This window comes from Paenibacillus sp. IHBB 3054 (assembly GCF_051594305.1).
GTDB lineage: Bacteria > Bacillota > Bacilli > Paenibacillales > Paenibacillaceae > Paenibacillus_AQ.
Genome location: NZ_JBOFBG010000018.1, coordinates 104001 through 117818, shown reverse-complemented (window position 1 = coordinate 117818; position 13818 = coordinate 104001). Strand labels below are relative to the sequence as shown.

At 49.0% G+C, this 13818-nt stretch carries 16 protein-coding genes; 13 read left to right on the top strand and 3 right to left on the bottom strand.

The genetic code is table 11. The annotated features are described in order from the left end of the window. Positions 1-79: 79 nt before the first annotated feature. Complete coding sequence (locus ACQ76X_RS19775; RefSeq protein ID WP_438495563.1) at positions 80-463, bottom strand: PilZ domain-containing protein; 384 nt, start codon at positions 461-463, stop codon at positions 80-82. A gap of 127 nt (positions 464-590) precedes the next feature. Between ACQ76X_RS19775 and ACQ76X_RS19770 the strand changes: the two genes are divergently transcribed. The 11 genes from ACQ76X_RS19770 to coaD all read left to right on the top strand — a co-directional run bounded on the left by ACQ76X_RS19770 (position 591) and on the right by coaD (position 9487). Continuing rightward, a complete protein-coding gene (locus ACQ76X_RS19770; RefSeq protein ID WP_438495562.1) occupies positions 591-1196 on the top strand; it encodes a pentapeptide repeat-containing protein in 606 nt (201 codons plus the stop codon). Positions 1197-1353: 157 nt separating this feature from the next. Continuing rightward, positions 1354-2985 (top strand): sensor domain-containing diguanylate cyclase, encoded by a 1632-nt coding sequence (locus tag ACQ76X_RS19765; protein ID WP_438495561.1) that lies wholly within the window; start codon positions 1354-1356, stop codon positions 2983-2985. A 521-nt stretch (positions 2986-3506) separates the two neighbouring features. Then, positions 3507-4310 carry a glucosaminidase domain-containing protein gene (locus ACQ76X_RS19760; RefSeq protein ID WP_438495560.1) on the top strand — a complete coding sequence of 268 codons (804 nt, stop codon included), beginning with the start codon at positions 3507-3509 and terminating at the stop codon, positions 4308-4310. Between the two features lie 5 nt (positions 4311-4315). Continuing rightward, positions 4316-4594, top strand: coding sequence for a holin (locus ACQ76X_RS19755; protein WP_438495559.1), 279 nt, complete (start codon positions 4316-4318; stop codon positions 4592-4594). Between the two features lie 128 nt (positions 4595-4722). Then, positions 4723-5145, top strand: a complete 423-nt coding sequence (locus ACQ76X_RS19750; RefSeq protein ID WP_438495558.1) for a hypothetical protein — start codon at positions 4723-4725, stop codon at positions 5143-5145. 161 nt (positions 5146-5306) lie between these two features. Further along, positions 5307-5441, top strand: a complete 135-nt coding sequence (locus ACQ76X_RS19745; protein ID WP_438495557.1) for a YjcZ family sporulation protein — start codon at positions 5307-5309, stop codon at positions 5439-5441. 127 nt (positions 5442-5568) lie between these two features. Further along, positions 5569-6021, top strand: coding sequence for a GNAT family N-acetyltransferase (locus ACQ76X_RS19740; RefSeq protein ID WP_438495556.1), 453 nt, complete (start codon positions 5569-5571; stop codon positions 6019-6021). Positions 6022-6055: 34 nt separating this feature from the next. Continuing rightward, positions 6056-6994 carry a cysteine synthase A gene (gene cysK, locus ACQ76X_RS19735; protein WP_438495555.1) on the top strand — a complete coding sequence of 313 codons (939 nt, stop codon included), beginning with the start codon at positions 6056-6058 and terminating at the stop codon, positions 6992-6994. Between the two features lie 625 nt (positions 6995-7619). Further along, positions 7620-7937, top strand: a complete 318-nt coding sequence (locus tag ACQ76X_RS19730) for a hypothetical protein (protein ID WP_438495554.1) — start codon at positions 7620-7622, stop codon at positions 7935-7937. Between the two features lie 439 nt (positions 7938-8376). Next, positions 8377-8985, top strand: coding sequence for a 16S rRNA (guanine(966)-N(2))-methyltransferase RsmD (gene rsmD / locus ACQ76X_RS19725; RefSeq protein ID WP_438495553.1), 609 nt, complete (start codon positions 8377-8379; stop codon positions 8983-8985). Next, positions 8969-9487: a pantetheine-phosphate adenylyltransferase gene (coaD, locus tag ACQ76X_RS19720; protein ID WP_144024236.1), complete on the top strand. Its 519-nt coding sequence runs from the start codon at positions 8969-8971 to the stop codon at positions 9485-9487. The genes rsmD and coaD overlap by 17 nt, the downstream gene beginning before the upstream one ends. On the opposite strand, the gene ACQ76X_RS19715 is transcribed toward coaD, so the two are convergent. Continuing rightward, complete coding sequence (locus tag ACQ76X_RS19715; RefSeq protein ID WP_438495552.1) at positions 9459-10688, bottom strand: nucleoside recognition domain-containing protein; 1230 nt, start codon at positions 10686-10688, stop codon at positions 9459-9461. The two genes, coaD and ACQ76X_RS19715, sit on opposite strands and share 29 nt — an antisense overlap. Before the next feature lie 153 nt (positions 10689-10841). Between ACQ76X_RS19715 and ACQ76X_RS19710 the strand changes: the two genes are divergently transcribed. Then, a complete protein-coding gene (locus ACQ76X_RS19710) occupies positions 10842-11879 on the top strand; it encodes a SepM family pheromone-processing serine protease (protein WP_438495551.1) in 1038 nt (345 codons plus the stop codon). Here the strand turns inward: ACQ76X_RS19710 and ACQ76X_RS19705 are convergent. Next, positions 11869-13107, bottom strand: coding sequence for a nucleotidyltransferase (locus tag ACQ76X_RS19705; RefSeq protein WP_438495550.1), 1239 nt, complete (start codon positions 13105-13107; stop codon positions 11869-11871). The two genes, ACQ76X_RS19710 and ACQ76X_RS19705, sit on opposite strands and share 11 nt — an antisense overlap. A gap of 149 nt (positions 13108-13256) precedes the next feature. Between ACQ76X_RS19705 and ACQ76X_RS19700 the strand changes: the two genes are divergently transcribed. Further along, positions 13257-13766: a YceD family protein gene (locus ACQ76X_RS19700; protein WP_038591190.1), complete on the top strand. Its 510-nt coding sequence runs from the start codon at positions 13257-13259 to the stop codon at positions 13764-13766. Positions 13767-13818: the final 52 nt, after the last annotated feature.

The following is a 13818-nucleotide window of genomic DNA, read 5'->3' as shown; positions in this document are numbered from 1 at the left end:
AAAGCAGGGCTAATTGCCCTGCTTTTCGTGTTTGCACAGCAAAAGACATCCTCGAAGGAGGACATTTGGCTGTGCCCTATTATCCATTTGACTGGGCGCTGCGCATGTTAGTCCAGCTTTCCAGCTCCCGCAGGAGTTGCTCTTCCTCGTCCTCCTGCAAATCCAGTCTTACCCCATATTGATATTGGCCAAGTCCGAACATCCAGCCCCAGCGCACGCTTCCCACGAACTGAAGTTTGTCTTCTGCCAGCTGAAAGTGGATAATTATCTTCGTATCGCCTGCAGTGAAGCGGAGATTCAGCGAAGTTCGGATTTTGCACCCTGAATGGCTAAGGTCAAGCAGTACGCCTTCCGTAAGCTTGCCTGCCCCGGGACCGTTGTTACCAGCAGGAAGTTCAAGCCAGCACTCGATGGGCTGGTTCATTACATATCGGAACGGTTCTTTTCTGCTGGAGTCGTCCATTGTTCACCTCCGCTAGTTTATTTGCTATTATAACGAAATGGTTTCATTTGAACAATCTCCTAAAGTGCTATTTTTTAAAAAGAAAAGTTTTACTTATTTGTTGAAACGAGAGAGGAGCAGATACCCCGTGTATCAATATGACAATGAAAATTTTACCGGGCATAATTTTGATTACGCCGAATTGCGTGATGGAGAACTGAACAGCTGTACGTTTGATAGGTGTTCTTTCAAGGGAGCTTCTATGGAAGAAATGACTTCCAGCGGCTGCCGTTTTGTGGATTGTGATTTTACCGGAGCATTGCTGAATGCCTCGCTACATAAAGGAGCGGCGTTTACCAATTGCAAGTTCTCCGGGGCGAATCTGTTTGTGTCTAAATTCGAGGATTGCAAAATGGTCGGCTCCGATTTCTCCAATGCATATATGGACGGTATTACGCTGATCAGCGGGGATTGGTCTTACACCAATTTGCGGCATATTAACCTCAGCAGGCAGGACCTGCGGGGTATCAAGTTCACTGAGGCGGACATGCTAGGCTGCAATTTGCAAAAAAGCGATCTGCGCGGTGCGGATTTAAGCCGGGTACAGCTCGCCCAGTGTAAGCTTGCAGGAGCGGATCTAAGAGATGCTAAGCTAGAAGGGATTGACCTGAAAAGCCTGGACTTAAAGGGAGTTAGGCTCGATGTGGAACAGGCGGTGCTGCTGGCGCGTTCGCTGGGGGCTAAAGTCGGCTGATATTGGATACGCGAACAGCTCCGCTCTGTAAGATAAGGGCGGAGCTGTTTCTCTGTCTACTAGGCTGCCTTTAAGATTGCAGATTTATAATTCCTGCGGTTTTATCCGATAAAAAAATTATCGACACTATTCTGCGAAAGATATGGGGAGAATGTGCATGACGTTTAACCTGCGGACTTTTTTTGCCAGTGCCTTTGCGGTAATTATTATCTTGCTGACTGCACTGCTTATTTATGTAATCGGGAATCAAGCTACGAAATCTGTGGAGGTAAGTATCGGGGGCTCACTTGCTGCAGAGGCATATCAAATGTCGGAGAAACTGGATCATTTCATGTGGTCGCGTTCCGGGGAAGTGGAAGTGCTGAGCAAGCTTAACGCTTTCCAGAAGCCGCTGGACACGAAAGAAATCAGCGGATTGCTGAATCAATTGAAGAGCAGCCTGCCGGTGTTCACCTGGGTTGGTTACCTCGATTCCAAGGGGACTGTGCTTTCTGCAACTGACAACATTCTCCTTGGAAAGGATATCAGCCAAAGACCCGTATTTCAGGAAGGCCGGAAGGGTTTGTTCACGGGTGATGTGCATGATGCCGTGTTATTGGCAAAGCTCCTGCCTAATCCATCAGGAGAAGCCTTGCAATTCGTGGACGTGAGTGTCCCGGTCTACGACAAGGTGGGAATGCTTAATGGTGTACTGGCAGCGCATTTGAGCTGGGAGTGGTCGCGTGAGGTAGAGGAATCTATTCTGGACCCGCTCAAAGAACGGATGAAAGATGTGGAAATCTTCGTAGTCAGCCAGAAGGATGATACTATACTGCTTGGACCCTCTGGGCTGGTGGGGAAGAAAATGGCGAATGAAACGCTGCAGAAAGCCCGGGAGGGTGGAAATTCATGGATCGTGGACAGCGGCAGCGGAAAAGATGCTTATCTGACCGGATACGCTTACGGGGACGGTTATTTGAATTATCCGGGTTTGGGCTGGTCAGTTCTGGTTCGTCAGCCCACAGATGTTGCTTTCGCAACGGTACACCAGCTCGAAAGATTTATCATATTAAGTGGATTAGCAGCTGCCGTGATTTTCGGAATTCTGGGCTGGCTGCTTGCCGGATGGATTGCCCGTCCGCTGAATCAAATCGCCAAAACGGCAGATTTGCTCAGCTCCGGTGCCAATGTGGAAATCCCCGCCTTGTCCCGCTTTCAGGATGTGGCCATCTTGTCAACTTCACTGCGGAATCTGGTCAGCAATCTGACCAAAACAGAGAATAAGCTGAGCTATATGTCGGATATGGCTCTGCACGATGTGCTAACAGGGCTGCCGAACCGGGCCGGATTGAACGAATTTTTGGTTCACGCGGTGAACAAGGCTAAATTGAACCGGACAACCCTCAGTTTTCTGTATATGGATCTGGACGGATTTAAAAAAGTGAATGATACTTTCGGCCATGCGACCGGAGACGTTTTGCTCCAGCAGGTGGCTGTGCGGCTGCGGGAGTGCACCCGTGACAATGAAATCGTTGCCCGTCTGGGCGGAGATGAATTTGTGATCATTCTGAATACTTCTGCAAGCAAACCCATGCAGGAGTCGGAGGTTGTTGCAGCGCGCATCATCAGCAAAGTTAATTTGCCGGTCGTCATTGGAGGCGATACCATACAGGTCGGATGCAGTGTCGGAGCAGCCGTATGGACTCCAGAATGCTTGGGTACGGCCGAAACTCTGCGGCTGGCGGACGAGGCATTATATATTTCTAAACGCAGCGGCAAAAATCGCATTACATTTGAAGCCGCTTGCTAATAGGTACTGTGCAGCCAAAAAACCTTTCTGTGTAGATATAGCGGTTAACTTGCCGCTGTATCCTAAGAAAGGTTTTTTTGTGTTGCTATTCTAATGAGATTCTTAGTTGTAAGTGAAACCCTTAGCGCAATTTTTTTCGGGGGGAAGCCCACCATTTGATCCAGAGGCTCCCTTCGTCATCATGAAATAATTTAATGCCAAACCATCTAAGGGGTGTCCACAACTCTTTAAAATAATATGATGGCATAGTCCAATAGACCCTCCTAAATAGTTAATTTTCACTATATACTACCCCAAAATTTAGCAACTAACAATAGCTTTTCTATCAAATTCAGGTAAAGTTTTGGTAAAATCAGGGCCGTTTATCTTTAAGTTGGTTGCTCTATGTACGGTGTTGGATGAACAATTGATAATTCATTACCCCTTTATTCATTTAGCTAAACAGCTATCCTGAATTCATAGGAATAAGCACAAGCTTTTTGGCAGAATGCGCATTTAATATAGGGAGAGGATGTGATGAGATGACGGAGACCGAATTTATTTCCAGACTTATACCCTACGCAGTCGAAGATATGAAGCGCAGTCATATTGCGGCCTCACTGACCATTGCGCAGGCAGCGCTGGAATCCAGCTGGGGAAACAGCAGTTTAACGGTTCAAGCCAATAACCTCTTTGGTATTAAAGGCAGCGGACCTGCCGGAAGTGTGGCGGTACGGACAACAGAGTACAGAGACGGCAAACCGGTGCAGGTGACTGCGGCCTTCCGTGCTTACAATAACTGGGGTGAATCGGTGGCCGACCATTCTGCGTTGCTCATCGGCGGGGTCTCATGGAATCACAGCCTATACAGCAAGGTGATTGGTGCGGATGGAAAAAAGGCCGCACGGGAAATTGCGGCAGCGGGATATGCGACTGATCCCAAGTATGCGGCAAAGCTGATTCAGATAATGAATACCTATAACTTGTACGCATATGATGAAATTAAGGAGGAGGATGAGATGTCGGCGGAAGATAAGCAAAAGCTTGCAAGTCTGGAAAAAGAGCTGAAAGAGCTGCGGATTTTGTTGTCAGATCTTGCAGTCAGCAGAGATATGCTGAAGACAGATGTACAGGAGCAGGGGCAGGCGATCACTAGTGCGACTGAGCGCCTTTCCCTAATTGAAGGCCGAATGGTGATGAATGTCCCGGCATGGGCGGAGTCGGCTGTCAGTGCTGCAGTGACGGCGGGACTGCTGGATACGCCCACCGGCGGCAGCTTGGATTTCTACCGGGTTCTGACAGTATTGCATCGGGCGGGATTGCTGTCATCCCGGAAGGAGGGGTGAACGTCATGTATAACGATGCGCTTAACAATGTGCTTGCTTTCGCATCGGTGTTAGCCGTGTTTGTAATGGCTCTTGTTCAGCTTGTGAAGAATAGCGTGAAGCTTCCGCGCAACCTTGTACCAACGGTTGGTCTGGCAATAGGATTATTAGTCGGGGCCATTGCCTATCCTTTTACAGATATGAATCTGGTGCTGCGTCTGTGGGCAGGCGGACTGGCAGGATTGTCTGCCACGGGTCTGTTTGAACTGGCTTTTAACAAAAGAGATGGAACAACTAAAGATTAATGTCCTGTACCTGATGAATCTATTAAAGATTTACTATGAATTATTGAACCTATTGGTGATATGTACAAGCAATCAGTAATCTCTCTTAATACAATGAAATATGCAAGAAAGGAAAGGGGGTGCTCATCATGGGAACTTATCTTGATGCTCGAACCTCGCAGAACGCGAGCCTAGCGAACTCTATTGCCATTCCGATTCTGCTGCTGAATACTCCGCAGCTGTTCGGACAAATTGGCTTGATCACCGCAGGTGCAACGACGAATCCGCGAGTATTGTTAAAAGGAACAATCTCTTTGACGCTTCCGCTGGCGCTGGCTGGTATTACAATTACAATAGTGAGAGGAACACTTAGTACCGATCCGGTTGTATATTCTGCTACCTCTACGTTTAGCCTTAGCGTCTTGGCGCCGCAAGTCATCACGTTTTCAGCTGCAGACTTTAACCCGCCGATAACTCCTCAATTAACGTACACTGCTTTCGTTAGTTCCAACCTGCTCGGCACTGTTCGTGTTGGTCCGGAGAGTTTTGACGGTATTCTGGTCTCCGATTAATTTAAGGTTACTGTGTCTTGTCATGCCTGTAATATTGGGCATGACAAGACACCTCTACATATACATTTGCCGTGGCCTAAATTTAGACCATTTCGCCCAATCTGTTAAGCCAGCCAATACATATTCTACCTTGTAGTAAACATTATGAAGGAGGTAATCTCATGGGTGCAGATTGCGGATACGGTGGCAATGTTGGTGGCGTTCAAAATTGTCAGGTAAGTCCTTTTACATCAACAGGTGCAATTCTGGTTCTTTATATCCTGTTGGTCATTATTTTGAGTGCCTGTTTCATCTAAGCTGAATAGCACATCGACGCGTCCCCGGGCTTTTTGCCGGGGCGCGCTTTTTTCTGCGTTTAGTCCGTTTTACATAGTGTACCAAAACATTTATAGTTAAGAATAATCCCTAAACAAGGAGAAAATTATGGAATTCAGGAAAATAAAAAACGGTGAAAGTCTGCCACTGGAGCTGCTGTTGTCAGCTGATCCTTCTCTGCCGAAAGTGGAGGATTATGTAAAAAGAGGTGATTGTTATCTCGCAGTTGACAATGATGAGGTTGTGGGAGTGTATGTGCTGCTGCCGACAAGACCTGTTACAGTTGAACTGGTAAATATTGCGGTTGCTGAAGAGCAGCAGGGCAGAGGAATAGGTAAACAAATGGTGATGCACGCCATACAGATCGCCAGACAAGAAGGGTACCGCGTGATGGAAGTGGGCACCGGTAATTCAAGTGTAGGGCAGCTTGCGCTGTATCAGAAATGCGGCTTCAGAATAGTAGCCGTGGATATGGATTTTTTTACAAAACATTATCCTGAAGAGATCTATGAGAATGGTATACAATGCAGAGATATGCTACGGTTATCCCGAGATATATGACTAGCTGTATCATTAATTTATTGGAGGAATTGTTGTGACAACTATTTATAAGAATCTAACCGATCTGATTGGCAATACGCCGCTGCTGGAGCTGGGGAATTACAGCAATTCTCATCAGGTTGAAGCTAAGCTTATCGGGAAACTGGAGTACTTTAACCCTGCTGGTAGTGTAAAGGACCGTATCGGCTTTGCGATGATCAAAGATGCTGAAACCAGAGGGCTGATCCAAAAGGATTCAGTATTGATTGAACCTACCAGCGGAAACACCGGGATTGGACTGGCTTTTGCGGCTGCTGCACTTGGTTACAGGCTGATGATCGTGCTGCCTGAATCGTTCAGCGTGGAACGCCGCAAACTGCTGAAGGCGCTTGGAGCTGAGCTTATTTTGACCCCGGCGGCTGAAGGGATGTTAGGTGCAGTTACCAAGGCGGAAGAACTGGCTGCAGCAATCCCGAATTCTTTCATTCCACAGCAGTTCAGCAATCCGGCCAATCCACAAATTCACCGCGACACAACTGCAGAAGAAATTTGGAAGGATACCGGCGGGGAAGTGGACATTTTTGTGGCTGGGGTAGGTACTGGGGGAACCATTTCTGGAGTCGGAGCAGTATTAAAAGCAAGAAAACCGGGCGTGCAAGTAATTGCTGTCGAGCCGGCAGATTCGCCGGTCCTTTCCGGTGGCAAGCCAAAAGGGCATCAGATCCAGGGCATTGGAGCCAATTTTGTGCCCGATAATTTTGACCAAGACGTGGTGGACGAAATTTTTCAGGTTAAGAACGAGGAGGCATACGAAACGGCGCGCAGTCTGGCCAGAACAGAAGGCCTTCTTGTAGGGATTTCCTCCGGAGCAGCTGTTTATGCCGCATCGCAAATAGCTAAACGCCCCGGGAATCAAGGGAAGAACATCGTTATTATCCTGCCGGATACGGGAGAGCGCTACTTGTCTACACCACTTTTTGATGACGAGGAATAAATGTATCCGCAGGATGTAACTCCGACGATAACAAGAATCTGATTATACTAGGGGCAACCCAATATAATAAGCACAATTGGTCCATTATTGGTGGGCCCTTAGCTTCCCGGGATGGTGTTGTTGAACTTACTGTAAGTTGGAGCGAGATTTAAGTGTATATACCCTGCCGCTGGTAGGGTTTTATTTTTTTACATTTCCTATTTCATTGATTGTCTTTCGAATGGCAATGTGTTAGAAGCAAAAGAAATAGACAAGACATCATCAATCTATACCATACTGATTTTCGTTTACTTAATGGGAAGCTATTAGATTATTATGGTTGTACAAAACAATTAAGTGAGGCATTAAGCAACAGTGGTTCAATAAGTGAAATAGAAGAGGTCAAACCTAAAGATATAGAGGAATTTGTTCCCTATGTATTAGGAGATATGGATTATGATAGGGACCATTTAGAACAGCACTTATCGGTATTCACATTGGATCAAATGGTTGGTTACATAGAGACTTCAGTTGATAAAAGTTTAATTTGCATCAAGTCTCTAATGCGACCTCCCTAATTTCCAAAGTAGAATAAAAATTTTGATTCTGGTACAATCTAAATATTAAGTTTGAGGGAGCGGAGCACATGGATAATGATTTGGTGCAGTTATTGAGATCCGTCATTCGTGAAGAGTTAGCGCCTGTAAATGAGCGGTTGGATCGGACAGATGAACGGCTGGATGGTGTAGGTCAGCATCTGGAACAAATGGACCAGCATATGGAGCAAATGGACCAGCGTCTGGTACGCATTGAGGAAGATCAGCATTTGATCAAAAGTGCTGTACTGGAAACCAACGAACGGGTAATCAAAATAGAATCCATTCTGGAGAATCAGCACCGGATTATTGAACTGCTCTCGGCACGGTCCATTGAGCAGGAAGCCCAGCTTAAGCGAATTAAATAGATTGCTCAGTCCGGCGCGGTCAGGTGTCGGACTTTTCTTTATTTTGTGCCTACGTAAATACGAATTATGGTTTATATGAGCAGCCAGAATTATATTACTGACTTAGTTGGAGGAGCCCTTGATACATAAGGGTCTATAGAACAAAAATCGAGGCCCTATTTCTAGGGCCTCTTTCATGGGAGAGGAGAAACCGGACGAAGAGCTTATGGGGAAACGTAAGCCTGCTCCGCGGTTGTCTACGACATTTTGTGATGTCGATAGTTACATGATGTCCCGGTTGCTCCAGTCTTATACCTGTGGACGTTAAAAAAAATCTGCCGGCCTCAATGTGACAACGGTAGACAATCTTTTTATTTCAATAGACAATTGTGGTACTATAGGCTTGGACTTGTGCCTTAATCGGCATAATAAACAGAGACATAGAGCAGGTGAATAATCGTTGAGAGTTGTATCGGGAAGTGCAAAGGGCAGGCCCCTGAAGAGTGTTCCGGGCAGCGGAACGCGGCCTACAACCGACAAGGTAAAAGAAGCGGTGTTCAGTATGATCGGTCCTTATTTCGAGGGCGGGACAGCGCTTGATTTGTTCGCAGGTACTGGCGGTCTTGGCATTGAAGCCTTGAGCAGAGGGATGGACAGTGCGGTATTTGTGGATATGGAGCAGAAAAGCATCGACACTGTGCGTGCGAATCTGAAGGCAGCTAAGCTGGAAGCGCAAGCTGAGGTTTACCGCAATGATGCCGGCAGAGCCCTTAGTGCGCTAGAGAAGCGGGGACGTTCGTTTGATCTTGTGTTCCTGGACCCGCCGTACAGGCTGAAGCATGGGGATGATCTGATGATGGCGATGGCGCAAAAAGGTCTGCTCGGATCAGACGCGGTCATCGTGCTGGAGCATGAATCAGGCTATGCCTATCCGGAGGATATTCCGGGGTTCTATAGAACCAGACAGGCCGTATACGGCGAGACGACAATTTCAATCTATCAGTATGAATCCGCTCTCCGTGAAGAGGCTGTGAGTGGTAAGGAGGGTAATGATGAGTCTGCAAATTAGAAAAGAACGTGTTGCCATTTATCCCGGGAGCTTTGATCCGGTAACGATGGGACATATGGATATTATCCGGCGTGCAGCCAAACAATTCGACAGACTGATTGTTACCGTGCTTAACAACCTAAGCAAGAATCCGATGTTTTCGGTAGAAGAGCGTACAGAGCTGCTGCGGCAGGCCACTGCGGATATTCCGAATGTGGAGGTTGACAGTTTCCGCGATCTGCTGGTTAATTATCTTCGCCAAAAGGATGCTCAAGTCATTGTCCGCGGGATCCGCACGGTCACCGACTTTGAATATGAATTGCAGAATGCATCCATTAATCATAATTTGGACCCTGAAGCGGAAACGATCTTTATGATGACCAATCCGAAATACTCCTACCTCAGCTCAAGTGTGGTCAAGGAAATCGCCCACTTTGGCGGGAATGTGTCGGATTTTGTGACCCCTGAGGTAGAACAGGCAATGAAGCTTAAATTCAGCCGTTTAGACGGCGGAGCCAAGTAACAGCAGATACAGCGGCAGACAGAGCGATGATCACCAGCAGCAGCAGTGATTGCAGGCCAAGCAGCTGGGGGACTACGCTCCATACGTTCAATGCTCCCAGTGTTGCGGTCGATTCGGCAACCTCGGGACCCGCCACCGCCGGCAGTACGGTTTCACGGAGATTCATCAGCGGGGTCCATAATAATAGGGTAAAAGCAAAGGCAAATACTCCATGCAGCAAGCGGACGGCGGCATAAGGCAGGAAAGAGATTTTCGCCCTTTTAAGCAAGGTAAGTGCTTGGAGCTGGCCGCAAATTCCGCTCCAGCCGAGAGCGGCTGATAGCAGGGCCAGGCCTGTGATCCCCATGGAACTAAAATCGTGAGGCACTGTCAGTTCTGAGGTCAGTGCATTTGCTCCGAGATGAATCTCCAGAAAACTTGCCGCCAAAGCCGGAGGCAGCTGCGGTACCAGAGAAGTAGCAATATTTATGACAACAGCGAACATAATCATGTAGCCGCCGATGACCATCAGGCTCTGAACGGCAGTTGAGACGGATTCGCCGAGCAGCTTGCCGAATCCGCGGCCATCTCTTGCCCGGGCTTCTGTTACAGCCTGATGAATCCGTCTGGGCAATGAAGCCGTTTTGCGCTGTGATGGAACTACCGTCGGAGCTTCGGTTTTCGGCCGACCCGTGAGCAGGGTCGCGGTTACGCCTGCGGTAAGTCCCGAAATCCAGTGGATGGCAAGCAGGGTATATCCGGCGGCAGGACTGTGCAGAAAAGCAACGCCGACTACAATGAGCAGCGTAACCGGACTGGCGAAGTGTGCGATGGAAGCCAAACGTCCGGCCTCCTTGTCCGTAATGCTGCCCTGCTTATGCAGTAATTGCACTCCGCCTGCACCAGCCGGGAAACCGGCGGTCATTCCGAGTGCGAGTGTCCAGCCTCCGGCCCCCGGAAGGCGGAAAATCCTGGTCATCAATGGCTCCAACAGTACTCCGAGTCCATGCACGAATCCCGTGGCTGTGAGCATTTCTGATAACATCAGAAAGGGCAGAAGCGCCGGGAAGACAAGCGTCCACCAGAGCTTCAGACCCTGAAGAGAAGCCTGGAAGGAGGACTCCGGCGATAAGATAATCGCAATGGCGAGCACAATGGCAACGGCCCCGGACAGAAAGGGAACCGAGGCTGAAGTGAAACGGCGTATTTTAAAGTTATTCATTATGAGCATCACCTCTTCATAACTTAGGACATGGGCTGAGACTGTTATCAATTTATGCAAGGCAGACAACCATCATGCCACAGCGGAGAGGATACAGCTCCGAAGTTTATTTGGAGACAAAGCATAGAGCCGCGGGGAAAGAAGGGAATTGCATTGAGGCAACTGAAACGCCGGGTAGGCGTTCGCGCCATAGCCTACTTGTTTACTTTTGTGGTTATACTCTATGTTGCAGTATTTATGAATACTCCATATCTCGTGTATCAGCCGGGCAGTGCCTCAGAGGTGGCGCCGATGATCAAGGTGGAGAATGCCGATCCGCAGGAGCAGGGCACATTCATGATGACTACCGTATCCGCGAGCTACGCCAATGTTGCCCTATTAGTGGCTTCTGCGTTTAATTCCAATGCGGAAGTAGTATTGAAAGAGACCAGGCTAGGGGATAAGAGTGAGCAGGAATATGCGGCTGAGCAGGTGTATTATATGAGCAGCTCCCAGTCTGCTTCCGTTCAGGCAGCCTATCATGCTGCGGGCGTTCCTTATGAGGATGTTGTAGACTATCTGTATGTCTTCTCGGTTCCGGAGGAAAGCAGCCAGGGCCAATTTCAAATAGGCGACAAAATCATCCGTGTTCAAGGGCAAACTGTGCCTGACCCCACTGCGCTCTCCAAACTGCTTTCCTCAAGCAAGGTTGGCGATCAGGTAGAAGTCGTACTGCAGCGGGGCGGTAAGGAAGTCAAGGAACAGGTAACACTGGTGGAGGTTAAAGACAAGGAGACTGCGGCGGGCCGCCCAGGATTTGGGGTTGTGATTGGCGCGGTGCAGAAGGTACAGCCGAAGGAAGCAGGAAAAGCGGTCAGCTTTGTGGATACCAGTGTCGGAGGACCCTCGGCAGGCCTAATGTTTACGATGGAAATTTATAACCAGCTTACTAAAGGCGATTTAACCAAAGGTCACCGGGTAGCGGGAACTGGAACTATTGACGCTGAAGGCAAGGTAGGAGCCATTGGCGGAGTGAAGCATAAGATTGTTGCTGCAGACCGGGAGGATGCGGAGATTTTTTTCGTGCCGGTTAAGAATTATGATGAAGCCAAAGCCAGAGCGGATAAAATAGGCACCTCAATGAAGCTGGTGCCTGTATCCACTCTGGATGAGGCGCTGAAATATATGGAAGAGCTGCCGGTCAAACCCTAACTGGCGGTTGCAAGAAATCGCTGTACAGATCAGTCCGCAGAGGATTGGCGAAAGCTCCGGCATACGCGGCGGAGGCTTGGAGATCGCGTTCAAGCATGGGATGTGAGAAATGGGCAGGACTCAGGACAACGGGAAGTGAGGCACTTCTCTTCATGTTCTTGAGCAGCTTTCTGCCGCTTTCACTGAACCCTAGAACCCGAATGTAACCGGGGCCTTGGGCCAGCCGGGAAGGTGTCATTTCCTCCTTGCTGTGGTTCAGCAGGGCATGCAGCAGCAATCTCTGTAGCCGTGTGTGCGTGTAGCGTCTGCTCTTTAATACTTGCAGCAATTCGCTGACCGAGAATTGTTCAAGCTGCGGCATGACTCTCAGCAGCCGGTTCTCAAGCCCTTCATTCATATCCTGCAGGGACCTCAGCTCTGCGGCAGTATGCGTAGTCAGCACATGACGGAGCTGGGTGCGGAAGTCCTCCAGGCTCAAAGGGCCTCTGCCGGCTGCATGCTCTCTTTCCAGGATGGACACGCTATATTCTGGCATGAATTCTGCAGGCGAGCCGCCTTCATTAAGAAGGCGGCGGATTGCTGTTGCGCTGGCAATCGAAGACCCCGCCTGCAGCGGGTCATGGAAGCCTGCGCCAGTGCGCGGCACGGTAAGAGGTCTGATGACACTGCCGAGCCGCCGCAGGGCGATCAGGTAATGCAGGCCGAGACTGTTGTTCGGCTGCCGCAGCAGTTCTTCGGCATCGAAGGGGTTCTCCTCTCCCGGGAGAGACCCTTCCCAGACTGACGCCGCTGCTGCGCTGTATGCGGCGGGGAAGCTCGTGCCTAGCGCCATGCGGCGGCGGATCTCGCTCTGAAGCTCGCTGCTTTCTTCGGCCAGGAATCCGGCCAGTGGCAGCAGCTCACCCAAAGTGCCGGCTTCGGAGCCGAAGCACAGGCTGTCCACGACCCCGGTCGCTTCCAGCAGGGATACAGCTCCGAAGGCGAACCACTCTGCCGGTTGAAGGGCATAAGCGACCGGCAGTTCAATCACGAGATCGGCGCCCATATGCAGCGCCATCTCCGTGCGGGCCCGTTTACTGACCGCAGCCGGCTCGCCGCGCTGGGTGAACGGGCCGCTCATGACGACGATCACGCTGTCCGCGCCGGAGATTTTTTTGGCTTCGTTGAAATGGTGGACATGCCCGTTATGTAAAGGGTTATATTCTGCTATTATGCCGACGGTTGTCACAGCTGCTTCACTCCGTATTCTGAGAAATATGGTGATTTAATAGTTATATCATAAATTGTCCCTCTTCCTGAAACAATATAAAGGGAAAATGGTTGACAAAGTTCGGTAATAATAGGTATAATAAATTTTGTTTGTTTGGAGTGATGATTATGAAGATTCACTTTCGCAAAATGGCAAATGTCGATGAGCCTCTGAATATTCATGAAACTATGGATGTCAGCGAGCTTGTCAAAGGGCGAAAGGATATACTTGCTGTTGCACCGCTCTTGGTGGACCTTAAAGCGCTGCCCGCGGATACCGATTGTGTGAACGTGGTGGGAAGACTGAGTGGAGAGGTGGACATGTTATGTTCACGTTGTCTCACCGAGGTCAATAGTAAGCTGAACATTCCTTTTGCGGAGACTTTCAAGTGGCTTAAGGAGCCAATTCTTCCCGAAGATGAAGATGATGAACTCATTTACATCAAAGATGAGACTGTGGAGCTTGTCCCGTTCGTGGAAGAAAACTTCGTACTGCACTTGCCGGATTCGGTATTGTGCAAGGCAGACTGTCTTGGTCTTTGTCAGAAATGCGGACAAAACTTGAACGAAGGCACCTGCAGTTGCGACAACACAGTGATCGATCCTCGACTCGCTGGGTTGAAAGACTTTTTCAAATGAAGTATGACTAAGACCAAATCCCGCGATAGGCGGGTTAAAACCGAATTAGGAG

Bases quoted from the DNA above. Each gene is read 5' to 3' on its own strand.
- ACQ76X_RS19750 (WP_438495558.1), top strand. From the start codon at position 4,723: ATGGGAACTTATCTTGATGCTCGAACCTCGCAGAACGCGAGCCTAGCG.
- ACQ76X_RS19730 (WP_438495554.1), top strand. From the start codon at position 7,620: ATGGATAATGATTTGGTGCAGTTATTGAGATCCGTCATTCGTGAAGAG.
- ACQ76X_RS19765 (WP_438495561.1), top strand. From the start codon at position 1,354: ATGACGTTTAACCTGCGGACTTTTTTTGCCAGTGCCTTTGCGGTAATT.
- ACQ76X_RS19700 (WP_038591190.1), top strand. From the start codon at position 13,257: ATGAAGATTCACTTTCGCAAAATGGCAAATGTCGATGAGCCTCTGAAT.
- ACQ76X_RS19715 (WP_438495552.1), bottom strand. From the start codon at position 10,688: ATGAATAACTTTAAAATACGCCGTTTCACTTCAGCCTCGGTTCCCTTT.
- ACQ76X_RS19745 (WP_438495557.1), top strand. From the start codon at position 5,307: ATGGGTGCAGATTGCGGATACGGTGGCAATGTTGGTGGCGTTCAAAAT.
- ACQ76X_RS19740 (WP_438495556.1), top strand. From the start codon at position 5,569: ATGGAATTCAGGAAAATAAAAAACGGTGAAAGTCTGCCACTGGAGCTG.
- ACQ76X_RS19755 (WP_438495559.1), top strand. From the start codon at position 4,316: ATGTATAACGATGCGCTTAACAATGTGCTTGCTTTCGCATCGGTGTTA.
- ACQ76X_RS19775 (WP_438495563.1), bottom strand. From the start codon at position 463: ATGGACGACTCCAGCAGAAAAGAACCGTTCCGATATGTAATGAACCAG.
- ACQ76X_RS19760 (WP_438495560.1), top strand. From the start codon at position 3,507: ATGACGGAGACCGAATTTATTTCCAGACTTATACCCTACGCAGTCGAA.
- coaD (WP_144024236.1), top strand. From the start codon at position 8,969: ATGAGTCTGCAAATTAGAAAAGAACGTGTTGCCATTTATCCCGGGAGC.